This is a genomic window from Paenibacillus sp. 7523-1, from assembly GCF_002276415.1.
In the GTDB taxonomy this organism is placed as follows: Bacteria; Bacillota; Bacilli; order Paenibacillales; family Paenibacillaceae; genus Paenibacillus; species Paenibacillus illinoisensis_A.
This window is the reverse complement of record NZ_NPBR01000005.1, coordinates 256,674-283,526: the sequence shown is the minus strand read 5'-3', so window position 1 is coordinate 283,526 and position 26,853 is coordinate 256,674. Positions and strand designations below refer to the sequence as shown.

At 45.5% G+C, this 26,853-nt stretch carries 22 protein-coding genes; 10 read left to right on the top strand and 12 right to left on the bottom strand.

The annotated features are described in order from the left end of the window. Window position 1: 1 nt before the first annotated feature. The 6 genes from CHH60_RS04760 to CHH60_RS04735 all read left to right on the top strand — a co-directional run bounded on the left by CHH60_RS04760 (window position 2) and on the right by CHH60_RS04735 (window position 11,246). Window positions 2-3,097, top strand: a complete 3,096-nt coding sequence (locus CHH60_RS04760; RefSeq protein WP_095358162.1) for an alpha-mannosidase — start codon at window positions 2-4, stop codon at window positions 3,095-3,097. A 37-nt stretch (window positions 3,098-3,134) separates the two neighbouring features. Further along, window positions 3,135-4,061 (top strand): ABC transporter permease, encoded by a 927-nt coding sequence (locus CHH60_RS04755; RefSeq protein ID WP_095358161.1) that lies wholly within the window; start codon window positions 3,135-3,137, stop codon window positions 4,059-4,061. A gap of 12 nt (window positions 4,062-4,073) precedes the next feature. Next, complete coding sequence (locus CHH60_RS04750; RefSeq protein ID WP_095358160.1) at window positions 4,074-4,970, top strand: carbohydrate ABC transporter permease; 897 nt, start codon at window positions 4,074-4,076, stop codon at window positions 4,968-4,970. 67 nt (window positions 4,971-5,037) lie between these two features. After that, window positions 5,038-6,690, top strand: a complete 1,653-nt coding sequence (locus tag CHH60_RS04745) for an extracellular solute-binding protein (protein WP_095358159.1) — start codon at window positions 5,038-5,040, stop codon at window positions 6,688-6,690. 172 nt (window positions 6,691-6,862) lie between these two features. Beyond that, a complete protein-coding gene (locus CHH60_RS04740; RefSeq protein ID WP_095358158.1) occupies window positions 6,863-8,860 on the top strand; it encodes a glutaminase family protein in 1,998 nt (665 codons plus the stop codon). Between the two features lie 112 nt (window positions 8,861-8,972). Further along, entirely contained in the window at window positions 8,973-11,246 is a 2,274-nt protein-coding gene (locus CHH60_RS04735) for a helix-turn-helix domain-containing protein (protein ID WP_095358157.1), read from the top strand. Between the two features lie 100 nt (window positions 11,247-11,346). On the opposite strand, the gene CHH60_RS04730 is transcribed toward CHH60_RS04735, so the two are convergent. From CHH60_RS04730 to CHH60_RS04695, 8 genes are all read right to left on the bottom strand, one after another. Beyond that, a complete protein-coding gene (locus CHH60_RS04730) occupies window positions 11,347-12,858 on the bottom strand; it encodes an extracellular solute-binding protein (protein WP_095358156.1) in 1,512 nt (503 codons plus the stop codon). A 43-nt stretch (window positions 12,859-12,901) separates the two neighbouring features. Next, complete coding sequence (locus CHH60_RS04725) at window positions 12,902-13,783, bottom strand: carbohydrate ABC transporter permease (RefSeq protein ID WP_095358650.1); 882 nt, start codon at window positions 13,781-13,783, stop codon at window positions 12,902-12,904. A 19-nt stretch (window positions 13,784-13,802) separates the two neighbouring features. Continuing rightward, on the bottom strand, window positions 13,803-14,726 hold the full coding sequence (locus CHH60_RS04720; RefSeq protein WP_095358649.1) for an ABC transporter permease: 924 nt from the start codon (window positions 14,724-14,726) through the stop codon (window positions 13,803-13,805). A gap of 346 nt (window positions 14,727-15,072) precedes the next feature. Next, window positions 15,073-15,708 carry a LysE family translocator gene (locus CHH60_RS04715; protein WP_095358648.1) on the bottom strand — a complete coding sequence of 212 codons (636 nt, stop codon included), beginning with the start codon at window positions 15,706-15,708 and terminating at the stop codon, window positions 15,073-15,075. A 112-nt stretch (window positions 15,709-15,820) separates the two neighbouring features. Next, the gene (locus CHH60_RS04710; RefSeq protein ID WP_095358155.1) at window positions 15,821-16,570 is read right to left on the bottom strand and encodes a YqcI/YcgG family protein; all 750 of its coding nucleotides are present in this window, start codon (window positions 16,568-16,570) and stop codon (window positions 15,821-15,823) included. A 93-nt stretch (window positions 16,571-16,663) separates the two neighbouring features. Beyond that, the gene (locus CHH60_RS04705; protein ID WP_095358154.1) at window positions 16,664-17,233 is read right to left on the bottom strand and encodes a YdeI/OmpD-associated family protein; all 570 of its coding nucleotides are present in this window, start codon (window positions 17,231-17,233) and stop codon (window positions 16,664-16,666) included. A 43-nt stretch (window positions 17,234-17,276) separates the two neighbouring features. Next, window positions 17,277-17,792, bottom strand: coding sequence for a DinB family protein (locus tag CHH60_RS04700; protein ID WP_095358153.1), 516 nt, complete (start codon window positions 17,790-17,792; stop codon window positions 17,277-17,279). Between the two features lie 83 nt (window positions 17,793-17,875). Continuing rightward, window positions 17,876-18,793 carry a helix-turn-helix transcriptional regulator gene (locus CHH60_RS04695; RefSeq protein ID WP_095358152.1) on the bottom strand — a complete coding sequence of 306 codons (918 nt, stop codon included), beginning with the start codon at window positions 18,791-18,793 and terminating at the stop codon, window positions 17,876-17,878. Between the two features lie 167 nt (window positions 18,794-18,960). Here CHH60_RS04695 and CHH60_RS04690 point away from each other — a divergent pair, with 167 nt between their 5' ends. From CHH60_RS04690 to CHH60_RS04675, 4 genes are all read left to right on the top strand, one after another. Beyond that, window positions 18,961-19,437 (top strand): DUF2975 domain-containing protein, encoded by a 477-nt coding sequence (locus CHH60_RS04690; protein WP_095358151.1) that lies wholly within the window; start codon window positions 18,961-18,963, stop codon window positions 19,435-19,437. Between the two features lie 9 nt (window positions 19,438-19,446). Beyond that, window positions 19,447-19,680 carry a helix-turn-helix domain-containing protein gene (locus CHH60_RS04685; protein WP_095358150.1) on the top strand — a complete coding sequence of 78 codons (234 nt, stop codon included), beginning with the start codon at window positions 19,447-19,449 and terminating at the stop codon, window positions 19,678-19,680. A 165-nt stretch (window positions 19,681-19,845) separates the two neighbouring features. Beyond that, window positions 19,846-20,373: a sigma-70 family RNA polymerase sigma factor gene (locus CHH60_RS04680; RefSeq protein WP_095358149.1), complete on the top strand. Its 528-nt coding sequence runs from the start codon at window positions 19,846-19,848 to the stop codon at window positions 20,371-20,373. Next, on the top strand, window positions 20,360-21,835 hold the full coding sequence (locus tag CHH60_RS04675) for a DUF4179 domain-containing protein (protein ID WP_095358148.1): 1,476 nt from the start codon (window positions 20,360-20,362) through the stop codon (window positions 21,833-21,835). The genes CHH60_RS04680 and CHH60_RS04675 overlap by 14 nt, the downstream gene beginning before the upstream one ends. Before the next feature lie 47 nt (window positions 21,836-21,882). On the opposite strand, the gene CHH60_RS04670 is transcribed toward CHH60_RS04675, so the two are convergent. The 4 genes from CHH60_RS04670 to CHH60_RS04655 all read right to left on the bottom strand — a co-directional run bounded on the left by CHH60_RS04670 (window position 21,883) and on the right by CHH60_RS04655 (window position 26,819). Next, entirely contained in the window at window positions 21,883-22,683 is an 801-nt protein-coding gene (locus tag CHH60_RS04670) for a hypothetical protein (RefSeq protein WP_095358147.1), read from the bottom strand. Between the two features lie 138 nt (window positions 22,684-22,821). Then, on the bottom strand, window positions 22,822-23,097 hold the full coding sequence (locus tag CHH60_RS30050; protein WP_095358146.1) for a hypothetical protein: 276 nt from the start codon (window positions 23,095-23,097) through the stop codon (window positions 22,822-22,824). 60 nt (window positions 23,098-23,157) lie between these two features. Beyond that, window positions 23,158-24,207 (bottom strand): Gfo/Idh/MocA family protein, encoded by a 1,050-nt coding sequence (locus tag CHH60_RS04660; protein ID WP_176475981.1) that lies wholly within the window; start codon window positions 24,205-24,207, stop codon window positions 23,158-23,160. A gap of 248 nt (window positions 24,208-24,455) precedes the next feature. Next, window positions 24,456-26,819, bottom strand: coding sequence for a beta-galactosidase (locus CHH60_RS04655; RefSeq protein ID WP_095358144.1), 2,364 nt, complete (start codon window positions 26,817-26,819; stop codon window positions 24,456-24,458). Between the last annotated feature and the right edge of the window lie 34 nt (window positions 26,820-26,853).

The following is a 26,853-nucleotide window of genomic DNA, read 5'->3' as shown; positions in this document are numbered from 1 at the left end:
CATGCCATACGAACCGATCAGGCCGGAACGGTTAAAACAGATGTTATATAAACTTCGAGAAGCCATATATAAGCCGATTACCGAGCTGGAAGTAAAAGCGTGGGTTACGCCTGAGCCCGTATCCTATGAATCCCGGATGTCGGGAACGGAAGTTACGCTCCATCCAGGAGAACGCTGGGGAGAGCTATGGGACTGTGCCTGGTTCCGTTTCACAGGCAAAACTCCAGCCCTTAAAGTCAACAGTCATGAGAGCTTCGTCCTCTTGTTGGACGTCAGTGGCGAACTATGTCTTGTCGACCACGAAGGAACACCAGTTCAGGGGTTGACGACCATTAACTCCGAATTTGACTTCTCCTTGGGCTTGCCTGGCAAGCGAGTCGTTCAGCTCCGTGAGGCATGTATCAGAGGAGATGAAATCGAAGTATGGGCTGAAGCGGGCAATAATGATTTGTTTGGCAAGTATCAAGGCGGTTCTCTGAGAGAGGCTGTTATCGCAGTCTGCCGGGAAGACATTCGTAGTTTGTACTACGACACCGAAGTTCTACTGGAGACGGCAGAACATCTCCCAGCGGGAACAGCTCGCAAGGAGAGAATCTACCAGACACTCTATGACGTGTCCTTGCAGCTGACTGATCTCTCGGAAGAGCGTATTCGACTAGCGAAGAGACAAACGCATGAACAGCTCAGCCTTGAAGGGGGAGACCCGGTCTTAACCTTGAGTGCTGTAGGTCATGCACATATCGATTTGGCCTGGTTATGGCCGATTCGTGAAACGATCCGTAAAGGGGCTAGAACGTTCTCAACCGTGCTTCGCATGATGGAACGTTATCCGGACTATGTGTTTGGAGCGAGTCAGCCCCAGCTGTACGATTGGATGAAGCAGCATTATCCCAAGTTATATGAGCAGATCAAGGGACGAGTACGTGAAGGAAGATGGGAGCCGCAGGGAGCCATGTGGGTGGAATCGGATACGAATGTGCCGGGCGGAGAATCCCTTGTACGGCAGATTCTGTATGGCAAACGTTATTTTCAACAAGAGTTCGGGATGGAGATGAAATCACTTTGGATGCCTGACGTATTTGGTTATTCGGCAAGCTTGCCCCAATTATTGAAGAAATCCGGAGTCGATTATATGATGACCCAGAAACTCTCCTGGAGTGAGTACAATCGGCATCCCCATCATTCTTTTATGTGGGAAGGGATTGATGGCTCAGCGGTATTAACGCATATGCCTCCCGAGGATACGTACAACAGCCCGGCAGCACCCCGTTCCATCGCCAAGGCTGAGCAGGGATATCTGGACAAAAATGTATCCGGTCACGCGCTGATGCTCTTCGGAATAGGGGATGGGGGAGGAGGACCGGGTGAAGAGCATCTGGAACGACTCGAACGGACCAAGAACCTGCTCGGCTTGTCTCCCGTTATACAAGAGCCTTCATGGACATTTTTTGAAAAACTCAATGAAGATCGAGAGAAATTCCAGACATGGCGCGGGGAGCTGTATCTGGAAAAGCATCAGGGTACCTTGACTAGTCAGGCGCGAAGCAAGCGGTATAACCGAAAAATGGAGAAAGCGCTGCGTGAATTGGAATTTGCATCCGTTCTGGCGGCAGCCCAGTTAGGTCACTCTTATCCCTCTGATCTACTTGAAACCATCTGGAAGGAAGTCTTGTTGTACCAATTTCATGATATCCTTCCGGGATCATCAATCAAGCGGGTATACGATGAATCACTAATCAGGTATGAAGAGCTGTTCATCCAAACAGAGAACATGATTGCAGATACCTACAGCCGTTTGGCAGATCAGATGGCTCTACGCGAGAAGTCACCCTCAGTATCTGCAGTGGTGTTTAATTCATTACCTTGGGAGCGACAGGAATGGCTTCACATGCAAGGCCGATGGATGAAGGTTCAAGTTCCCTCCATGGGATACACGGTTGTACCTGAATATTCAAACCAGAGCAGCATAGCTGAGTCCGGAGCCTGCATTAAACTGGAATCAGGGATACTGGATTCAGAGTTACATGTAAATGTGGAAGAACGCTTCATCGAAAGCGACTCCTTCTTCGTGAAATTTGATCAGAATGGTGCCATTCTCTCTATCCTGGATAAAGCAGAAGCACGAGAAGTCATTCCACAGGGACATCAGGGAAATAAACTCCGTGTGTATCATGATGAAGGAGATGCATGGGATTTTAGCCATGATTATTCAGAAAAGGCCGGTGTGCCGCTAACATTGCATGAAATTCGTGAACTTTGCGAAGGGCCCAGGATTGGACTGATCTTCCAATACAACTATGGCAAATCCGAGTTGACTCAGAGTGTTATTCTTACTGAGGGCAGCCGGAGAATCGATTTTGTAACCAAAGTGGATTGGCGAGAAAACGCCAAGATGCTGCGTACGTCTTTCCCGGTGAATGTTCGCACAGATCAGGTGCATTGTGAGATTCAGTTTGGCAGTCTATCCAGACCGACCCACCGGAATACCATGTGGGATTTTGCGAAGGATGAGATCTGCGCACATCAGTGGATCGATATATCTGAGCCCGATTACGGTGTGGCATTACTCAATGATTGCAAGTATGGTCACAGAGCCTTTGATAACGTGCTTGACCTGAACCTGCTTCGCAGCAGCTCGTATCCTGATCCGGAAGCAGATCGTGCTGAACACGAATTCACTTACTCGTTATATCCGCATCAAGGGAGTCACGTTCAAGCCGAAATCTATAGAAGAGGCAATGAACTGAATATCCCTTTGCGTGTAGTGGCGTTACCCTCGGTAGGCGAGAAACAGGATGGAAATCTGCCTTTCTCAAAATCATTCCTGCAACCCGACCATACACACGTCATGGTGGAGTCCATCAAAAAGGCTGAAGAAGGTGACGAGATTATCGTTCGCCTGTATGAAACGTCTGGAACACATGCTCAAACGGTCATTCACCTTGGATTCGATACCGCTGAGGCCTGGAAAGCTGATCTGATGGAGAACATCATATCGCCACTTCCGATGACAGATCCATCCCAAATATCGCTATCGTTTACGCCATTTGAAATCATTACTCTGCGTTTGAAGTTGTTGCAGGTACAGCAAAGGTAGCGGGTGTCCTTCATTTTGAGAAAGGAGAGGTGGGAATGTGATCAAGCCAAGAGCAACCAACAATCGATTGATCAAGCGAATCTGGCAGCATAAACTCTTTTATTTGTTCATGCTGCCAGGTATAATCTGGTTTTTTCTTTTCTCTTATGTCCCGTTGTACGGAATCCAGGTTGCCTTCAGGGACTACAACTTTATGGGTGGATTTACCGGAAGTCCATGGGCGGGTTTCAAGTATTTCGAACAGTTCTTCAATTACTATCAATCCGGTGACATCATCCGCAATACGATCATCATCAGTCTTATGAAGCTGCTGATCGGTTTTCCGATGCCCATTATTCTTGCACTTCTGTTAAATGAAGTCCGCATGATCCGGTTTAAGAAGACAGTTCAGACGTTATCCTACTTGCCTTATTTCGTATCCTGGATCGTAGTGGTCACGCTGATGCAGAGGCTGTTGACACCATATGGCGGACCAGTCAATGACTTCATGGGAACGATGGGGGCAGAATCAATCCAGTTTCTGAACAATCCAACCTGGTTCTATCAACTGATTGTTGGATCGGACATCTGGAAGAACATTGGCTGGAACTCCATTATCTTCATGGCTGCCATCGCAGGGATCGATCAGCAGCTCTATGAGGCTGCCAAGATTGATGGTGCTGGACGTTTCAGGCAGATGTGGCACGTGACACTTCCCGGCATTCGCAGTGTGGCGATCCTCTTGTTCATTCTTGCCGTAGGCAGCTTGATGAGTGCAGGATACGAACAGCTGCTTCTTCTGAATGGACCTGCTACCGCGAGCATTGGGAGCGTACTGGACGTTCATGCCATCAACTCCGGAATTCGCGAAGGGCGCCTCAGTTATGCCGCAGCTGTTGGGTTATTCCAAAGTCTTATAGGACTTATTCTGGTACTGACCGTCAATCGCATTGCCCGCAAAGTCAGTGATGTATCCCTGTTCTAAGGAGGTGACGATATGGAACGAAAATGGTCTGTATTCTCAGTGTTCAACTATACTTTTCTTGCGTTGGTCGGTTTCTCCATGATCTACCCGTTTATTTATATTTTGGCCTACTCATTAAATGAAGGTAAGGACTCGATGCAGGGGGCAATCTATTTTTTACCCCGAAAATTCACATTGGAGAACTATGCCGAGGTATTTGATAATGCACGCATCTGGAAGGCATACCAAATTACCCTCATGCGCACCGTGCTGGGTACGTTCCTGCATGTGATATTGTGTACCCTTATGGCTTATGCACTTTCCAAAAAAACATTGCCTGGCCGATCCTTTTTTACCTTTTACATCTTTTTGCCCACGATTTTCAGTGCGGGTTTCATTCCGTTCTTCATTACACTTCAAAAACTGCATCTGATTAATACCTTTTGGGTGTACGTTTTGCCTCTGTTATTCAATTTCATGCACATCATCATTATTCGAACGTTTCTGCAAGGTATACCGGAGGAATTGGAGGAGTCTGCCCGTATTGACGGCTATGGCGATTTCCAGATCTTTGTGAGAATTATCCTGCCTCTTTCCGGCCCGGTGCTCGCAACCATTTCGTTATTTATCGGAGTAACTCATTGGAATGACTGGTTTTCTGGTGCCTACTACGTATCCAACAAAAATCTGATCCCGGTGCAGACCTTGCTGCAAGAAATGCTGACGGAAGCAGAAGCATTATCCAATTCCATGCAGCGGGCAGCACAGCAAGGTGGCCAGACGGTAGGTGGAGTCGGCGGGGCAGGAGCAACACCGGAATCCATGCGCATGGCCCTGCTTGTTATTACGGTTTTTCCAATCTTGTGCATCTATCCGTTTCTTCAACGCTATTTTGTCAAAGGGGTCATGATCGGCTCGGTTAAAGGTTAATCATATCGGTTCGATCGATCAGGCATAACCTTGATTCATTGATATCCATATCCAGGAGGCGATTGGTGTGAATAGGATTTGGTCGAAAGGGATGTCCGTATTACTCGTATCCATTATGACTGGAAGTTTGCTGAGTGGTTGTATGAATTCATCAGGGAACGGAGAAGGCGATGGAGAGGGTGGCGGAAACACGCTGAAAATATTGCATAATTGGAATGGTTCGGGCGGATCGGATAATGGAATCACCCCTATAGAGGAAGTCATTAAGGAAAAGACCGGAGTGACCCTGGAATGGGAATATACCAAAGGCAGTGAGACCGAGAAAGTGAATCAGATCTTCGCCACACAGGATTTGCCTGATATATATACCGGACCGGCTTGGGGAGGGGAGCTTGATGGGATCATCAAAGCCGCCAAAGAAGGTCAGTTAGTCGACATATCCGATAAGTTGGACAATTATCCCAACCTCGCCAAGTCGATCGCGGAAGAAAACGTGCCGCCAGCATTATATGAAAAAGCGATCAATGCATATGACGGCAAAAAGTATCTGCTTTTGCAGAATCAGCCCGCTACAAACGAAGACGGTATTGATTGGCTCTACGGGTTCTATGTACGCAAAGACATTGCCGAAAAGGTAGGTGTGGACCCGCAGTCGGTAGTAACGAAAGAGGATTTTTATGCATTTCTCAAAAAAATAAAAGACGCCAACCTGCAGGAAAACGGGCAGCCCGTATTCCCACTGGGCGGATTCAGTAACGGTTGGGCAGTAGGTATCGGCAATACAATGTTCTATTCTGGAGCAAGTTACGTAGACAAAGGTGATGGTTCACTAGAGCACAGTTTCTTCACGCCAGGCTATGAAGAATACATGCTGTTCTATCGTAAACTGTTGGCAGAAGGCCTGCTCGATCCGGATGTATTTACCCAAACAGACCCCATCGCCAAAGAAAAGATTAATCAAGGCCGTATTGCCATCCTCGCCGCACATTATCCGGCCATCTTGGATGCTTCGAAGGAATATGTCACCTCTCATCCCGGAAGCGATTACATTCCGGTTGGTCCGTTAGAGCGTGCGGATGTTGATCCGAGTCGCCCCGTGGACCTAGGTATTCAGGGCAACAACGTAACAGTTATCACCAAAAGCTGCCAAGGTGCATGTGTGGATGCAGCACTTAAGTTTCTGGACTACATGGCTTCTGACGAAGGCTTTATGCTGGCCAGATATGGGGTGCAAGGCGTTCACTGGGATATGAAGGATGGCAAACCTGTAGCCAATCAGGAATGGTTTGAAAAATTCGCAGCTGATCAATCCGGTAAAGTTCGCAAGAGTGTAGGTATTGGCATTGGTCTGGAATCGCTAACCGGACTTGATCGCATCAACTCATATGCCGGAGGAGATATCTGGGCAGATCAGGACAGACTGGATGCCATGGATCATGCTCGTAAAATACTTCGTCCAAACGGTACTCAGGTTATTACCGCCTATAATCCGGGGGATGTCATCACCAAAGCACCTGAATGGGAAATGTTGAAGCCTTCCATGGACAGGATGGGAGATGCCTGGAAGGAAGCTGTTTTTGCAAAATCGGATGAAGATGCCTTGAGCATCATTAACGAATTGAGGGATCAGCTGAAGAATACCGGATACGATCAAGCGATGCAGTTTACCAATGAAAATCTAAAAGGAAAAGACGTGGTGACTGTCCAGATGCCGAACTGATTTTCCTAACACGTAAAGCCATCATGAGAGAATCCATGGGCTTTGTAATGCCTTACCAGCAAGGCTAACAAAGCCCTTATGGATGAATAGAGCAATGACCTTTAGAAGTTTATAGTCGTATACATTTTAATATTCAGAATAAACAATAAATCATATGAAGGAGCTGTACGTCATGACAACAAGTTTCAGGCCGCCAGCGGTGCCGCTTGTAACGGTCGACTCGTATTTTAGCGTATGGTCAACAGCCGATCATCTCTATGAAGAACACACTCGGCACTGGACTAACAAAACTCAGGGCATGGTAGGCATGGCAGTGATCGATGGGAAAATCCGAAGATTTATGGGGAAAATGGATTCACTCGATCGTTCTGCAGATGTGGAGGAAAACGCCACACTTGTACAGACGAATCTAACAGTTGAACCTGTGACGACTCGTTACACGTTTGAAGGGGAAGGCATTGAGCTTCAGGTTGAGTTTATCACGCCGCTATTAGTGTATGATCTTGAGGTCTTATCCAGACCCGTGACGTATGTTACATTCCTTGCTCGTGCGATCGATGGTCAGGAACACCAATTGAAGATTTATTTTGATGTAACAGGAGAATGGTGTGTGAATACACCAGAGCAGCAAGTGACCTGGTCTTCTTCTATAATCAACCAACAATTGCATGCATTGACTATGGGAACGGTTGAACAGCCCATATTGAAGCTTGCTGGCGATGATACAAGAATAGACTGGGGATATATGTATCTGGCGGTTCCCCTGTCCCCCCGAAGCCAATCGGTTGTTCAATCAGTATCAAGTCGTGAGCAATATGCTCAAACAGCGGAGTTGAAAGTAGAAGAGGATGGCCATAAGCCAAGGGCAGTATCTGATCATATGCCTGTCATGGCAACGGAGATGGATATGGGTCTCGTCCATGAAGAAACGGTTTCCGGTTATCTGATGTTAGCGTATGATGACATTCACTCGATTGAATATTTTCATCAACCTTTGAACGCCTATTGGAGAAAAGATGGAATGAACTTTCATGACATGCTGATTATGGCAGCACAGCAGTATGAAGAGATTAGGAAGAGATGCGACACCTTTAATCGTGAACTCCTGCAGGAAAGTCAGGAGGCGGGCGGCGCTTCTTATCGAGACATTCTGGCGCTCACTTATCGTCAAGCCATTGCTGCGCATAAACTGGTTGTTGATGAAGCGGGCGAAGTCTTATTTTTCTCCAAGGAAAACTTCAGCAATGGCTGTATTGCCACGGTGGATGTAAGCTACCCATCGATTCCGCTGTTTCTGAAATATAATCCTGAATTGGTCAAAGGCATGATGCGTCCCATCTATAAATATGCCAAGAGCTGTGAGTGGTCGTTTGATTTTGCGCCCCATGATGTCGGGACTTACCCGAAAGCGAACGGGCAAGTATACGGGGAGAACAAGCTGGAGTACCAGATGCCGATCGAAGAATGTGGCAACATGCTTTTGATGGCGGCGGCGGTTAGCAAATATGAGATGCATGCTGAATTTGCTCGTGAGCATTGGGAACTTCTGACGAAATGGGCATCTTATCTGCTGCAGCATGGTCTGGATCCGGACAATCAGCTATGCACCGATGACTTCGCAGGTCATCTAGCACATAATGCCAATCTTTCCATCAAAGCGATATTGGGGATTGCTGCCTATGCTTATATGTGTGATCAGCTCGAGCTGCAGAAAGAAGGAACCATATACCGCGAAGCGGCTGCAAAGATGGCGAAAGAGTGGGTCTCCATGGCGGATGCCGATGATCACTATAAGCTGACGTTTGACAGCTCCAATGAATCATGGAGCATGAAGTACAATTTGGTGTGGGATCGTCTGTTAGGCTTCAATCTGTTTCCAAAAGAAATTGCTGTGAAAGAACTCAATTATTATGCACGTCAACAAAATCGATATGGAACGCCTCTGGATAGCCGGGATACGTATACCAAATCCGATTGGCTAGTATGGTGTGCCTCCATGAGCGAAACACAAGAGCAGTTCGAACAAATGATTTTGCCACTATGGCAATTCATGAATGAGACAACAAGTCGTGTGCCAGTAACCGACTGGTACGATACCCTAACCGGTAAACAGCTGAACTTTCAGAATCGATCCGTTGTTGGGGGATTTTTTATTCATCTGTTAAAATAATTCCTTTTTCACAGACATGCGCTCTCTCAAGGTAAAGTTAAAAAGGATTGACGTATCCTCATCTGGGAACTAATGTAATAATGTAATGAACCGGAATCCTCCAGGAGGCATTATGAAATTACGTTCCCTTTCTTTTTTATGGAAGCTATTGTTATTCTCTATTGTCATAGGAACTCTCCCGGTAATTGTTCTTGGTAGCTTTTCCTACTATAATTCCTCCTTGACCGTCCAGGAAAAGGTGAATGAAGGCAATAAACTGCTGCTGCAGCAAACGCAGATGGGTGTAGAGCAAATGCTGAGAACCGTAGATAACTCGGCGACGCAGTTCTTGCAATCTCCGATCGTTAGACAGGCATTCAGCAAGCCGATTACGAATGAGGATTTTGAAATGGTTCATGAGCTGTATAAGGGTATTGCAACGATTCAAACGTACGAGCTGGGAATTAAGGAGATCTATTTGTACAGTTTGAACAAGAAATGGCTAGTCACAAGCACCGGTGTGAATGAATACAGCTCCCCTGAATTCAAGTCACAACTCGAGATGTTTTCTCGTGAGCAGGCTGGATCTTTCTGGAGCAGAGGGCAGGACAATCTGCCGGATTCGTCGGAGTCTGTCTATTTCGTCAAAAAATATCCTTTTAACGCTGCGAATCCCAAAGGCCTGATTAGTGTATCGCTGTCTCCTGACGTGATAAGAAGAACGTTATCCGTTCAAAACGGGAAAATAGCAAACGCTTTCATATTGGATCGCGATTTAAAGCTTATTCATCGAAGTGATGGAGGTGCGTCACCAGGAAGCAATATGTCGGATGAGTCCTATCTTCAACAGCTTCAAGAAACCGAATCCACCACCGGGCAGTACATATCCAAGCATGAGGGGGAGAAGGTAACCGTCACCTATCGTAAATCTTCCTACAATGGATGGGTTTATGTTTCGGTAGCCTCTAACGAACAAGTGAACCAACAGAATCAGATCATTGGCTGGCTTACCTTACTCGTTTGCTTTTTGATCTTGTTCATTACTCTAATTCTGGCCTGGTTCGGTTCAAAGAGAATGTACAGCCCGATTCGATCCATCTATTCAACCCTCGCAGCTGTAGCCACCCCGCAAGCAGGGAGGGAGAGAGCTGCGGGAGAGCTGCAAGTGATCGGAGAACGGGTAAACGATCTGATCCGTAACCACTCTGTTGTCATGAACGAGCTCCAGGGCCAACAATCACAGCTGAAAGAGTTCTTCATGCATAAATTGCTGAAGGGTGAGATTGCTCATGCTGATTTTGAAGAGAAATTGGGACTGTATGGCGTGCAGCAGACATGGTCGTCCATGAGCCTGGTGGCGATCCAGATGGACACCCTTATAGGTACGCGCTATGAGGAGAGGAATCGGGACTTATTATTGTTTGCAATCAGTAATATGGTCGGTGAACTGATACCAGGTGATAACAGGTTGGTACCGGTGGTGACCACGGATTACCAAGTAACCCTGATCGGATCATCCAACGAGGGTGCAGAGCTTAAGGAAGAGTTGTTCATGTTGTGTGTGGACGTCCAGAAGGCGATTGCCCAATATCTCGGAATCCGGGTTAGTATTGGAATTAGCCGTCCATTTCACTTCTTTGACCAGGCAAAGAATGCGCTGCATGAAGCCATGACATCACTGAAGTTTAGTGTAGGACTTGGGCAAGAATCCATTCTGTTTATAGAGGACGTGCAGCCGCAGAAAAATGATCCAGGCAGGTTTCCACATAACCGGGAACTGGCGCTGTTTGACGCCATACGAGCAGGAGATCTGGCCCAATCCGAGATCGAATTGGAACATTTTATGGAGGAACTGTTTCCGGCCCAAACACCATTTCAGCACTATCAGTTGTCACTTTTGAGGCTGCTGGTGAATTTTCTCAAATTCGGTCATGAGCTTTCTATTCCAATGGAAGGCATTGAGGGAGATGAATCCTCTTTAATTGATACATTATTTAAGCTGCGAAACGTTACGGAGATGAAGTCCTGGTTTTGGACATTATTTGTTGTGCCCTACGCCAAGGAGCTGGAGCATCGCCGAGAATCGCAGTTTAAGCATATATCGGAAGCCATCGTCGACATGATTCATCGGGAGTTCGATTCGGAATTAACCTTGGAAAGTTGCTCAGCTCGAATCAATTATCACCCCCATTATGTGAGCCGGGTATTTCGACAGGAGACGGGGGTAAACTTCGGGGAGTACCTGACAATGTACCGAATGGATATGGCCAAGAAGTGGCTAAAGGAGACGGATATGAAAATTGCTGAAATTGCAGAACGCCTGCAGTACAATAATTCGGCCAATTTTATTCGCTCCTTCCGGAAAATTGCAGGAACGACTCCCGGAAAGTACAGGGAAGAACATTAACTTGCTGCCATACTTGTCTGAGACAAAAAAAGCCCCCAGGTCACGAGATAAAATCATCGTCCTGGGGGCTATTTATGAATTGATGAGATTATATCCGATATTACTTATTCGCAGATTTGGCGTAACTTGCATTAATCTCTTCAATAATCTTGCTTCCGCCACCTTGCAGCCACTTATCTACCGCCTGATTCCAATCCTCTTCGCTAGCAGTACCCATAATGTACTTGACTGTGGCATCCTGTATGATTTTATTGAGTTCATTGCCGAGCTCAATGGCGGTATTAGAGATATAAGGAGAGGCAGGATTTTGAATGGCAAAAGTGGCGTTGTCTTTGAACAATTCTGTGCTGAGCTTCTCCAATTCAGTACCGAAGTTCTCCACCTGATCCTGCAATATCATAAACTGGTTGCTATCCGTCATTTCTGACCGCAACTTGGGATCCGGGTTTTGCTTGTATTCTCCATTTTCAACGGTGTACTGCTTACCTTCAACGCCATATTTCAAAAGGTTTTGCATGTCCTTCTCCGATACCTTATCGAAGTAAGCAAGAATTTGCTTCAATTCCTCTTCCGTTTTGACACTTGTTTTCGGAATCATGTACATTCCCAAATAACCTGTGCCTGCTCGAGTAGCATCTCCGTTCGGGCCAGAGATCCGGTTAATCAGATTGATTTTGGCATCGGGGGTGACCTTCTTGATATTCTCTTCAATGTTCTTTCCATCCACCATGTTGTCAATCCACAATCCTGCCTTACCTTTATACATCACCGATCGACCGTCCTGAACGAGCGCAAAATCCTGATTGATAAGGTTCTCGTCATATAGTTTCTTGTAAAACTTCATGGTATCCATGTATGCAGGGGTCATGTGAGCCGGGGTTAACTGCCCGTCTTTTAGTTCCCATTCATTTGGGCCTCCCAGATAGACCAAGATGTCTTTGAATCCGGCGATATTATTTCCCTGCATGCCTACCGCGAGACCAACGGTATCCTGTCTGCCGTTTTGATCCGGATCTTTTGTGGCAAACGCTTTCAAAACATCATAAAGTTCATCCACATTTTTAGGAGCTTCCAGACCCAGATTGTTCAGCCAGTCCTGTCGAATCATCAGACCGAATCGGGCAATATCCCTTTCGCGATACAGGCCATAGATTTTGTTGTCTATGGATGAGTTGTTTAACACAACATCAGACATCTTGCTCAGATTTGGATAACTTTCGAGATACGGTCCCAATTCCCAGAACATGCCTGAACGGGCAGCATTAATGATAAAAGAAGCTTTTGGCTCCAAAGCAACGAACGTTTTGGGCAGCTCGCCGGAGGCAACGGTAGCACTTAATTTATCTGTGTAGGATGAGGAGGGGACCCAGGACACGGTTAGATCCGTGTTCGTTTTCTCCTCAAGCTGAGCCAAAATGGAGCTGTTCGCATTCATCTGTTCCGCGCTGTATGTTGGCAGCATCATGGTCAAAGAGAGAGTGCCTTGGGCACCGCCCGTACCTGTCCCCTGAGCCTCGTTGGAATTGTTACTGGCACATGCTGTAATCATTAAGCTTAATGAAGCGATAAGAGCTCCAGTGCTAATCAACGACTTCCGATATGATTTCTTCATATTCAAATCCCCCTAATCGTTATTTTCATGATTTAAGTTACGATCAGCCTTTTACAGAACCAAGTAATACGCCTTTGGCGAAATGCTTTTGCAAAAATGGATACACGAGCAGGATCGGTAGAGTGGATACAACAATGACAGCCATCTTAATGGATTGCTCCGGTGGGGAAACATAGTCTGATTCCATGGCCGTGGAGTCCCCGATTCCGCCAGAAGCCAAAATAACGAACTGCCGTAATAGCACTTGAATTGGCCATTTGGTGTTATCGTTAATATAGAGCACAGCACTAAAGTAAGTATTCCAATGCCCTACGGCGTAAAACAGGGAGAAGGTAGCGATTGCCGGCATGGAAAGAGGCAGCACGATGCGAAAAAATACGCTTAAATCATTGCATCCATCAATCTTGGCTGACTCTTCCAAGCTCTCGGGAAGCTGCTGAAAGAAATTGCGGATAATGATCAAATTAAAAGCGCTAATGGCTCCAGGTATAAGCAGGGACCAGTACGTATTGATCATTCCTAACTGTTTGACCACGAGAAACGTTGGAATCATGCCGCCACTGAATAACATCGTAAAAACGATCAGCATGAGAATCGGTTTGCGGAAGTCCATGTCCCTTCGCGCCAATGGATAGGCCATTAAGCAGGTCAAAAATATGTTGATCAGCGTGCCGAACACAGTGATGTAGATGGTAACAAGCAAGCTTTTGACAAGAGTGGGGGTTGAAAAGATGTACTTGTATGCATCCAGTGTAAACTCTGTTGGAAATAAAATGAACCCACGTAATAATAATTCCTTCTGAGTGGCGAAAGAGCCGGCAATAACATAAACGAAGGGGAGTATCGTGAGCAGAGCAAATACAGTCAACAGCGTTATGTTCAGTACATCGAAAACTCGACTTCCCACGCTAGGTTTGATAGGCATTTCATGATGAGCTCCTTCCTTAGTAAATTCCTTCTTCACCAAACCTCTTGGCCAGATAATTGGCTACAACTACGAGCACCAAACCAATCAAAGACTTGAACAAACCGACTGCGGTACTAAAGCTATATTGCCCTTGACTGATCCCCACGGAGTATACGTAAGTATCAAATACTTCCCCGACTTCACGGTTCATGGCATTGAGCATCAGGAAGATCTGTTCGAAGCCGGTATCCAGGAAGTTTCCCAGACGAAGAATCAACAGAATGATGATGGTGCTGCGAATGGCAGGCAGGGTAATATGCCAGAGCTGGCGAAGCCTGTTCGCTCCATCCATCCGGGCCGCTTCATACAACTGTGGATCGACCCCTGACAGCGCGGCAAGAAAAATGATCGTTCCCCAGCCGGTTTCTTTCCAGATCACCTCAGCAGTAACGATGGTTCGAAACCACTCATTGCTCGCCAGGAAATTAATCTTATCCCAGCCAAAGTACACCAGAAGGTCATTGACGATACCGCCTTCTGTAGTTAAGAAAATGTAAGCAATCCCCACGACAACTACCCATGACATAAAATGCGGGATATACACCAGTGTCTGAATCGTTCGCTTAAAAAAGTGGTGGCGAAGTTCATTTAACATAAGTGCAATAACAATAGGTAAAGGGAAGAAAAACAGAATGTTGAGCATGGCAAGCATGAGCGTATTCCGGAAAAGGATGATAAAGTTAGGATCGTTAAATAAGCGTTCAAAATGTTTGAGCCCTACAAAGGGACTATCCCAGAAGCCAAGGAATGGCTGGTAATCCTTGAAGGCGATGAGTATTCCATACATGGGCCAGTACTTAAATAAAAGAAAGTACAGCAGGCCGGGCAGAAGCATGAAGTATAGCCATCGATTTCTTACCATTCTGCCTAACAGCGTTGGTGCTCTGGAGGCGGGGAACATGAGTGTGGTAGCTTTTGTATTTCTTTGCATCTGACATCATTCCTTTCCTCAAGAGTCTCATATGGGGATGCAACCTTAGCTGTATCATAGTGGCGGGATGAAATTACCGTCGATAGTCCCTGATTGTGGAGATGGTCCTTAGAGTGCGGAATAGCACGATATTACAGCGTGTAGTCATCCGTTGCGCTGGTGTTCATTACTTGCTTTTTGCCGTGTAAACAGCGATATAGCGCCATCAGGAAGCACATGTTCATGAAGACACAACAAAAAAGGAACCCTAAAAACGGGCTCCTTATGTATTCGTCATTCTTTAAGATTTGGAGGGTTGTCCAACCAGCTAAGGTAATCACTGAATATACGTCCAGAGAGAAAGTACGAATTCATACAAAAAATAAAACGAAAACCCGAGCAGAAGTATGCCTGCTGCAATGGAAACCCAATGGATCATTCGCCGGCTCATCACTTTTCGTGTGATAGAAACCAGAGAGACCAGGCCAAGGTCGTGGATCAGAATACCGCACAGCACACCACAGGCCGCAATAGCGAAGCTTTCCTTCCCAGCTGAACGATAGGAATCAGACAGCACGGCTCCGAATACGGAAACCCAAAAGATCAGATTACCCGGGGAGATGGCTACAAGCAGGCCGTTACGGTACGTTTTCCAAAACGATTTCTTCACCTTCTCGTCGGCTGGTGTGATATCCTGGTCTGCATTTCGAATTGAATCATAGCCGAGATAAGCAAGAAAACCGGCACCAACAAGCCAGAGAGGTATCTGGACATAAGGCAGGGAGAGGATGGAGGCGAATCCAAAATACATGGCAAGGATCAATGCTGTATCCAGGGTCATTCCGCCCAAACCAACAGCCCAGCCGTGAATGAAGCCATTCTTCAAGCCCTGTTTGGTCATCTCTACGGTGATTGCTCCGACTGGCATGGCGATAGCTAGTCCAATCAGAACATATTTGATATACAGTTCCATGTCCATAGTCATTTCCCTTTCCTGAATCCGGTTAATGAGACGCTCCTCCTAATATCTGCAGAGTACAGCTTATTCGAAGGAGGCCTCATTTAGGACAAGAAAGGGTAAACTATTATTCCTGAATCTTCTCCGCTTGAAGAGCACGAAGAAAAGGACAACGAGAAGGGGAGGTGTCATCATCTCTAAGAAAGTACTGCTTATATTCGAGATTCCCCTGCGATCCATACTGTTTTAATTCAGGATGAGCAGGGACAGCATCGTATTCGGCAAGTCGTTCACGAATCTTGGGCCCGATGGCAGCAGCTTTCTTGGGGTGAGCATTCCACTGGTCAAGTACCCAGCGAGGTGTCATTGCGAGCATAAAATATGGGAAACTTCGGCTCTGCCTATTGGTGTGAGCGGGGGTCCCGCAATAGACGAAATAACGCTCATCGTCATAACAGAATTCCCATAAGGGATTCTCCGGGTTCTCCGGTATATCATCCGGCCATGGCTTTACATCCAAATCACTGACCTGGCTTAACAGTCCCCAAAAAAACGCTTCATACTCCAAAACCGTTCTTGCTGTATCCCTTAATTCAAGAAACACAATCAATGAAGAATATTCACCAAAAGAGCGCGATGTCCGGCCGTATTCCGAAATGATCTTCGCGAGTTTACGATCGGCGGTCTGGTGATCTGAGCCAGAAACAAAACCATACCGGAGATGCCCCATGGCGAAAGCCTGCGTCGCCGGAATACAAGGGAAACGTGCTTCCCGATCACTCATTTTGGAGGCAAACAAGCGGTAGGCATCCTTTTTCCATTCTTCCAGAGGAGCATCGTTCTTCTCCAGTTCAGAATGTTGATACAAAAGCGACATGAACAGTCCTCCTTTTACCTATAGGATATCGTCCAGAGGCAAAATGGTGACTGTCCCACATCACTTCGGGTGCGTTAGGCGGGGGAATACCATTCAGTAATTTAAAAGGCGCCCACCGTCATGCCATAGACCGTACATTTTGTTATCTCTTGTGTGTGTAATGAATTTATCCAATCTGTGATTAAACGTTGCGGGTTGATTCTTAACGCTCTGGATTGTGTCGATGCGTACTCTTGTATATAAAGCGGGAAAAGCCATGAAATTTTCATAAGTCTGTGTATCCTCTTTAAGCCGGATCTCAATATCCTCAGGAATGCGAAAAGACTCAATTTCCATGGTCGGAAGCACGCGTCTTCCTTCATCTCTCATGAATCCCAGCTTTTCAAGACGCCTTACCCGTTCTTTATTCAATTCAGTCCAGGAGCTGTTATGGCTTCGGGGTGACAATCTCTGTGCAAGCTCTGTATTCGAAATTTTCTTCTTCAGCCCATCAATCCAACCAAAGCAAAGGGATTCTTCCACGACGTCCAAATAAAATAACGTACCCGGCCTAGGAGTCATGCTTACAATAACCCAGCAGGAGGTTTCCGTCCTGCAGTGGGTCTGCAACCATGATCTTAAGTCTTCTCTTGAGTTTACAGAGAGTAAATTCTGAATTTCCATTGTGCGACTGCTCCAATCCTGTTGATCCTGATTCGTTGTTGATTTAATTGGACTGCACGGGTTGCTGATACCAAAACAGACAATAGTCGTTCATGACGGATGCATGCCCCATTTGACGAAGCATTGTAGATACATTGCCCCTGTGGTAGGTCCCGTGATTCACCACATGCAGCAGCATGTTGGACAACGTTGTTTCGCAGATGCCGGCGTATGGATTATCAAGTATGATGGTTTGCTCCAAATCGGTTTGGCGCTGTATCCATTGCTTGTATCGTTCTGCCAATTCGGCATAGGTGTCCATGTACTCTTCGACGGTAAGAAATGTTTTTCCATTCAATGCCATGAACTCTTGCAGCGCTTCACCCATTGCCATACCTGATAAAACAAGATACCACATCTGATCGACTGCGTAGATATGGCTTAGGGCATGGGCGAGGGTGGGGAAGGAACTGTTCAATTCCTGACTTAGAACAGATGAGGGCAATTCTTTGATTCTGCCCAAGATGGTTTGGTTGGCCCACGTGTGATAATTCAGCATCTCCATTGGAACATTTGACATTTGAAAGGTCTCCTTTTGTTGTGCAATGATTTTTGTTTTGGTATCTGTTGTGATTATAAAAAAAGAAGTATGACAACAGCGTGTCATACTTCTTCGTATAGCAGGATTGCTTGTTGCAGCTGTTCTTTCAAAATCCCTCGAAGTTCTCGCGGCTTAATCACTTCGACTCTACTACCCAAACCCAGCAGAAATGATTGAAGCCACCTTGCCTGTAGGGGTTGGTAAACGGAAATTTGCATGGTCATGCTTCCGTCCTTGTTAAATTGCTTCTCTGCCTGATGAAAATGATCCAGCGCTTCTGCTAGTGCCTCAGGCGCAACACGAAACTCAACGTCACTTATCTGATTTTTCCATTCCTCGTTTCGCAAAGAACGCTCTTTTGGCACCTCACTATGCGGTAAAAATGATTCTTGGGTTAGCGAGAGGTTCATCATACGAGATAGACGAAATTCTCGGTAATCCTGCCGTATTCGGCAGAAACCATATACGTACCAATTACGATATTTAAAATAAAGCATCACCGGCTCCAACTCGCGGGTTGTGCGTTCATTCCGGCTGTTAATGTAATCGAAACGGACAACGGTATGCTTTGTGATCCCCGACCGTAGCTCACGAAGCGCATGGTGATCCGTACGGTGAGTTTCCAAGTCAACCGCCAAAGTGGGTGATTGCTGCTCAGAGCCAACCGTTTGTAGTCTTTCAATCGTGCCCTGAGCACGCTCATCCTCAAATACAGTGGAGAGACTGCGCAGAACGGTAATAAGAGAGTGAACATCGTACGACCCAAGCAGGCTTTTGTCCATTTTGTATCCGTCCATCATGCCATACCCGCCGTTCATTCCCTGATAGGAAACCACTGGAAAGCCGGCGGCACAGATCACGTCGATGTCCCGATAGATGGTTCTTGGGGATACCTGAAACTCTTCGGCCAGCATGGAAGCAGAGACAACTTCGTTGTTCAGCAGCTTATAGATCATAGAGATTAATCGTTCCAATTTCATGAGTAAGGACCGCCTTGTCCACTGGTTTTATTCATTATCGTTGGTCGTTATTATATCACAAATGATTGCATAACAATAATAAAACAATAAAAATCAATAATTATTTATTGTAAAACGATAAATAATGTGATAAATTCAAATCACTTAAAACAAGAGAGGTGCTTTTTGTGAAACGAGGTTCAACAATCTTTCTGAAAATGGCTGTTCTGCTTATTGGGCTTCCCATTCTGGCGTTGTGCATCTTCGGCATACCTTGGTTAGCGAATCATCCGGTGAATCCGAATTATGCTGGTTCGCTATATCCTATTGTGATCATTATGTATATCTCTGTCATACCGTTTATCATTGCGCTGTTCCAGTCATTCCGTCTCCTGAGCTACATCGACAAGAATGAGGCTTTCTCTTCAATTTCGGTCGGTTCTTTAAAAATCATAAAATACTGTGCTATTGTAATTAGTAGCCTATATCTCGTGATGCTGCCGTTCGTTTTTCTTGTAGCAGATAAAGATGATGCTCCAGGGCTTATTATTGTCGGAATGGTTCCCATCTTTGCTTCGCTGGTCATTGCAGTGTTTTCCGCTGTTCTCCAAAGACTGTTACAGGAAGCCATTGATATTAAATCCGAAAATGACCTAGTGGTTTGAGGTGAAGACATGGCTATTATAATCAATATTGATGTGATGCTGGCTAAGCGGAAAATGACAGTTACCGAACTTGCGGAGAGAGTTGAGATTACGATCGCCAATATTTCCATATTGAAGAACGGGAAGGCGAAAGCGATACGTTTGTCCACTTTGGAGGCCATTTGCAAAGCGCTGGATTGTCAGCCGGGAGATCTATTGGAATATAGAGCGGATGAAGATGAAGACGCCATTGAGCAGTCTTGATAACGATGTAGATACAGAAGGCAGTCGAACGATTATGTTCGGCTGTTTTTGCTTAGAAAATAAGAATTTAATCATGATTTGAAAATAATAGTAACCTTTTGTGAACCAAATGAAGCCATTGGTGATCTAATGATTAGATAGTGTTGAGGAGGAGGGGAATTTTTCGTGGATTTAAGCGAGAAAGCAGAACTTGCACGAAAAGGGGATAAGCAAGCATTTGTATCATTAATACACACGATTCAGAAGAGCCTCTATGTTATAGCAAGATCAATCGTAAAGAACAACGAAGATAGTGCAGATGCGATGCAAGAGACCATTACCAAAGCATTTACGAGTATACATACATTAAAAGAACCTGCTTATTTTAAAACATGGATTATTCGGATACTAATCAATGAGTGCAATCAAATGAATAGAAAAAAGAAGCGAGTATCTCTGCTCCCTTACGACTTGAGAAAGACTTCATACCAGGACGAGTATGAACAGGTAGAGCTATTTGAGGTGATTGATGAACTGGATGAACAGCTTCAAACCATCGTCACACTCTTTTATATCGAGGATTTGGCGATTAAGGACATTTCCAAGGTGCTTGAAATTTCTGAGGGCACTGTAAAGTCACGTCTGTTCAGGGCTAGAAAACTACTTTCTGAGCTCATGCTAGGGGAAGGAGAAGATAAATATGAGTTATCATGATCCGTTTGATCACGAAATTAAACAGTTTCTTAAGCAGAAATCACAAGACGTCGTCCTCCCCGATACAGTCCAAATGGCTGTGGAGAATGCTCTCTCTTCACTACCTGAGCAAAGGTCGAAAAAGAACGCTCGCCTTAATCGCTGGAGATGGACTGCAGCGTCCATAGCTCTTTTATTTGCTCTAGGGGCGGTCATGATCTATACAGTTCCAACCTTTGCTGAAATGATCAGATCTTTATTTGCCAAAGATAACCCCGATATCGGACTCCTACGAGCACAAGAGCTGGGATTAGTACATAATCCACATATTAAAGTAAAGGACAAGGGTTATACGCTTGTCATTGAGGAAGTTGTAGCAGATCCTACACGAGTGACGCTAGCGCTCCAACTTTTTGATAAAAAAGGAGAGCATGACCGGCATAAGCTGAGTCTAGGGGAGCAGAACACCATTACTATTAAAGATACTCAGGGAAACAATGTGGGCAGTATGTACGATATGGGTTATACAAATGATTTTTATTATATGGTCGAATTCTTTAGTGAGCCGCTCCAAACGGACAAGATTACGATTGAGGGAAATATTAATAACCTTGGAACTGGCAATCAAAGTACGATTGAAGGAAATTGGAATTTTAGCTTTGACCTGGATATGAAAGAGGCGAACAGTAAGACCCGAGTAGAGGAACTCTCTGGAACTTACACAACACCTCATGGAATGACCGTCAATCTAAAAAGGATCACACGAATGGTACAGGGTGTACGATTCGAACTGGAGACTGAGCTCGATGATGCAGCAATGGCTAGATCCCCCGGTGATTTATGGGAAAAACAAGCATTGAGCTTTCACTTTGAGAATCTCGAAAACGAAGAAATACACTCAGTAAATCCATGGAAAACTGGTTATATGGACAGCCTGATGACATCTGACTATAGCGTAATTGAAAAAGGAAAAATGAGATGGAGCTATACGTTTAAGTATCTCCCTGAAAATGAACCTTACCGTTTTGTAATGGATGGATACTCTATTGCAGAAGTGGATGGTAGCAAGTTTTCCTTTAAACCTGCGGAGTTAACAGAGCCTAAGTCTTTTAATGTTTTAAAGGATAGATTGGACGTCATTGGGACTTCGTTGGAGAAATCACAAAGTGGTGGCGAAGCAGATGAATTAGCTGTTTTATTCTACGGAGAAATGGATAATGAAATTCGTAATGATGCTTGGAAAGCATATGATTCGGCAGATAAACAATATAATGTTAGCAAAAGAGGATCATCGAGACTAGAGAACAGCCTGCCTGATCACTGGAGAGAGGGATTTATAAGCATGGGAGACCGTAAAATGAATAGTCCTTTCGAATACCGTATTGAGGGGTTAGGCCATATTCCAGAAGAACTTAGCCTAGTGAGAGAAGTGGTCGATAAACGATATAAAGACCCTAACTGGTCCGTAATACTAAATGAGTAACCCAAAACGAACTTATTCCTGTCATGGAGTAAGTTCGTTTTGGGTTTCTAATGAATGAGTTTATACCATTGAGCCCATTCCTGTTTGTTGATTTTTTGTACGGGCTTAACTTGATTAGTCTTTGTGTTATATCTAAACAGAATCAGTTGATCAGAGGGATACTCACTAATGTAATCCAGAGTGTTCCCGTTTTTTTGCCATAGAACAAGATTAGTACTTATATAATTGGTCGTTCTCGGGAGAAAGTGGAAGCTGTCTTTAGTTGGATCATATATGGCTAACGAGCTTTTTTCCGTGTTTCCAAATGAAATGGCGATCTCATCTCTTTTAGGTGACCAATGAAAGGAGGCAATGGTTTCAATGGTTTGACTTCGTTCCTCTTGCAGACGATCATTTAACACCATTAACTTCCCGGTTTTAACATTCACAAGAATAAGGGCTTTGCCCGCACTCCGCTCAGCATGAATGGCAATCCATGTCTTGGACCGGGAAACATCCATACTGATAATATCCATCAGTTCATCATCGAATTTCTCCGTATTAATGGTGTATGCTTGCTCTCCTGAGGTGACCGTAATGGATTCAATCACGTTTTGTTCGAATGAAGCCCGATCAGGTTTATTCACCACGTCTGCTTCTAAAATAACATTCATTCCTGTCCAAACTATTTTTTTCGCACTGATCTTCTTATTAAATTGGTTTGCGTTTGGGTAAATGGACGAATCAACGACTTTGTATTCTACTGAACTTTTAGCAGCTGTCTTTGCAGCAGATTGTTGTGGCACAATCAGCATGTACAACGAACTGAGCAGGATAGCACCTGAGAAAAGAATATGCGTATATTTCATGATTACATCTCCTTATTGATGGGAGGAGTGAAGTGAAGTCGATCCTCTGAAGTGGCTGTCTGTAGAGATAAACGCCAAAAGAGTCTGTAAGGTTTATAATGAAATAAAAAAATCAGCGCAGAGAATAGGACATCATATTTACTTCTTTTCTTTGTTCTCTTTTTTGTTCTTATCTGACAATGAAATCGTAGCTATCAAAACAGCAATAAAAGCGACGATTAATATGGTATTAGACGGTACCGTCTTGACGATGTAATCTTGAACCAACAGAACAATGATGGATATGGCTAAGATAGCTCTCATGACTCGAGCTGATGAACGGTCCGGATCCTTGGAATGTTGGGATATCAGATACATGACATACCACAGCCCAAGAAATAAGAATATAGAACCTGTAATGACGATTGCAAACATGTAAGAACACCTTTCAAGGAGCGATTTCGTTAAACGATTCGTTCAGAATACTTATTAAAATCAGATGCTTACCGATTCCTGAGTTGAGATTGCTTTCTCGATGGCTAGAGACAAACGCACATCCTTAAGAGCTTCGGTCAAGGGATAAAAAGAGATATTCTCTCTTACAAAAGCAGACATGCGCGTCAAAATTTCAACCATGGCCAGCTCTTCATCGGAAAACGGAGCAGAAGAGAAGGGATTACGGTACAGGCACTCTTGTCCTGCGCGTAGCTCACGAAGGGAGAGCGGTCCCAGACTTCCTTCCATGCCGCTTTGAATTCGGTGGATGGAGTATGTATCATACGCATCGGTACCCAAGCTGATCGTGAGTTCGTTATCCCGGATCTCCCCATGGGACCCGCGAATCAGAACCCGGTTTTGACGAAGAGGAGAGAAGTATTGAGAACGGGTAAAGTCAAGCACAGCACTCTTGCCGTTATGGAAAGACATCATGGCGATCTCTTGAACTTCATTCTCGATTCGATCCTGGACTTGTCGACCGCGATAAGGTACTTCCAGAATCGGAAGTTCGAATCGGCGGCCGACAATTTCACAGCTGATATCCGTGAGCGACAGCCAGTTACGGATCAGACTGATCCCATGATAACCGTGTGCTACGGATGCTTGTACATGATGAACCTGACCCAGTTTCCCTGACTGGATCAGGGACATTCGAGCGAGCTGATGCGGCAGCAGGGGATACTGTTCTGCTATCTGGATCTGACTGTTTTTCTCGGCAAAAGAGGACATGGTCCTCAAGCTGTCTTCATTAAAAGCTGGCGGCGTTTCAACCAAGAGAGGAACTTGTAGTGAGACAAGTTCTTCTAGGACGGCAGGAACGGATGTTTTGGACACAGCAACCAAAAGAAAATCACAATGCCGGGCCATCTCATAGGATGACTCGTACAGGGTGACGCCCCAACGTTTGGCAGCCTCCGCATATTTAGCCGAATTACGCACGACTATTCCGCTGATTTTGAATACATGGGGGAGCTGCTTCGCGATCCGCAGATAAGCTTCTGCTCTCCAGCCGAATCCTATAATCCCAAAGCTGATTGGTTTACTCAAAAAAATCTCCTCACTTCTCATGCTTCTACTGAAAGAAATATGTATGTGTATTACCTATATTTTCTATTCAAGGATACCACGTTGCTAAGCATTTACAACGAAAGAATTGGAAAAAGGAGGTGTAACCCGAATATCGACAAGAGTCTGATCGATGTTTAATCCGTCGTATGACGAAGTTAACCTACACAGTGATATGAGAAAAAGCCCTGAGTTGTTCGATTTGAACGAATTCAGGACTTTATATGATCTTAGTTGGAGAATGGGACGGATAGTTGTCCAATCGCAGCAGCAGTTTTAACCGGATACAACGCGACTTGATATTGCGGAATGGCTTCGATTCGGCGGAATTCGGCGATCTCGACTCCCTCAAAGCGCTCAATTTGTGCCTGATTGACAAAAGTATGGACCGTTCCTCTGCGCTGCGGCGTTATGGATAAGTGCAACTCAGAGAATTCAAGCTGAGTGTAGAATTCCTTTAAGCCTATGGACCAGGTCTTGCCGTAAAAAATATGATCCGTAATAAGCCGGCCATTCAGGAACGCTTCGGCCACATCACCTTCATAATCGATCTCAAGCCACACATCATGAACATGCGCCGGCCATTCTCCGGCAAATTGCAGCAAGGCCGATTTGTCCGCTGGTTTCTTCATCAACACCTCTGGTGTATACTCAGGCAGGTCTATTGTATAGGTAGTGAAAAGAGTGGACCCCCCGTTTTGACAATGAACAGTACTTGAACTTTGGGTTTGCAAATCTTGCTCTGGCTTGGGATACAGCGAAATAGCAATATGGGAAGACCCTGTCGATGTGCAGATAAGCTGATGATTACTGACTGTTACGGGGCTATCGCTGATAACCAGCGTTGGTTGTCCCCATAGTTCAAAGGTGTATGCTTTTTGCGCTTCTTCTCTGGAAAGCAGTACAAAACGTACGGAATCTCCATCTGTGGTTAGGAAGTTAACTGGATTATTTTTGTCCACGCTTGGTTGAATCACATAATAAGATTCGTGGTCCAATATTACACTTCCGCTGCACTGCACATCCTTTAGATTCGTTTTGGAAACGACGTATTCCGGTGTCATGCCTTCATGTGCATAGAAGAAAACCGCTTTGTCTTGATTTGTATCGATCATGGTGAGCAATGGAGCCGTTGCGCTAAGTAGGGACACGCCATGAAGATCCAGATTGAATGGCAGCATCAATCCGATTCCTTCAGGAAGCTCCAGTTCACCTTCAGCAGGGAATGCAACGCTGCCTTTGGAAGTTTCCAATTCGATTCGTGTTTTACGGCGGGGCAGGTCGATCTGGTCCTGAAAATTATTCAGGAAAACAAAGCCAGAGCCGTCCTGATGTCTGACGCACCAGCGTAATGTCTCAGTATCTGTCGGATCGATGGCAGACTGTCCCTCTGGCAGTACCGTTTTCATCGGAGCAAGGACCGATCCGAAAGACTCAAGAAACAAGGAGATGGCGCGGATGCGGTCATAGGATGCACCGACTCTGCCGAATTCACCCAATGGAGACTGGTAGTCATACGTAATTTTCGGCAGGAATTGCTCATTGAGGTAACTCTTCTTGCCGACGGGGTTGGAGCCGCCGTGATACATGTAATAACCCAGCAAATTGCTGCCACTGGCCAGTTTGACAAGGGTCATGGCCTCGATGCTGTTTGCCGGAACGAACGGCCTCACATTATAACTGACCTGCATACCACCGGCCATTTCACAATACGCAACGGGATATTCAGGTGTGTCGAAATGAACGGGCTCTGCCGGAGTATTATGAAGATCGCGATACACAAATTCCTTGCTTGGAGGCTGGTCAGGCAGCCAGGACGTATAGGCGTAGCCTGCAAGCATGGGCAAAAAGCCTTCCTCGGGAACGGCAGCTCCGCCCCAAGCGGTAGCCGTGAAGAACAGAGGATGGATGCCTGCCTCCTCGGCAATGCGGCGCAGCTCGGCCAGATGAGCTGCACCTCCGGTTCCCGAGGACAGAAACTTACCGGCTTTGTAACCCCAGGCATCATTCGGTGCTCCGGCGTGCATGAATTCATTTTCCAACTGCACGGCTATCACGGGTCCTCCGTCCTGATACAGGCTGCCTTTCATTTGACTAGCGATTTCCCGATACAGTCTGCGTGTCAGCTTCAGATATCCGGGATCATTGGAGCGGATCTCAATAGGCTTGGAAACTACCCAATCCGGGATTCCTCCATTGCGAACTTCGCCGTGGCAGAATGGACCGATACGAAGGATGAGGGGCAGATCCAGTTTGGCACACAGATCGATAAAATGGCGCAGGTTTCGATTTCCACCCCATTCAAAAATCCCTTCTTCTTCCTCATGAAAATTCCAAAATACATAGGTGGCGACGATGTGAATTCCACCGGCCTTCATTTTCAGCAGTTCTTCTTCCCAGTACAAGTATGAAAACCTGGAGAAGTGAAATTCACCTACGATCGGGATGAAGGGCTCGCCATTACGAGTCATATAATAATTGGTGAATCCAAAGGCATCTCCTTTGGGATTGGCTCCGCCAAGCATACCCAATTTTCCCGGATGGATGTTCTTACGGTCGGCATCTATTAATGATAATTTTGAGATGTGACTCATTGCTGGGACAACCTCCTTGTGATATGTTCTTTAC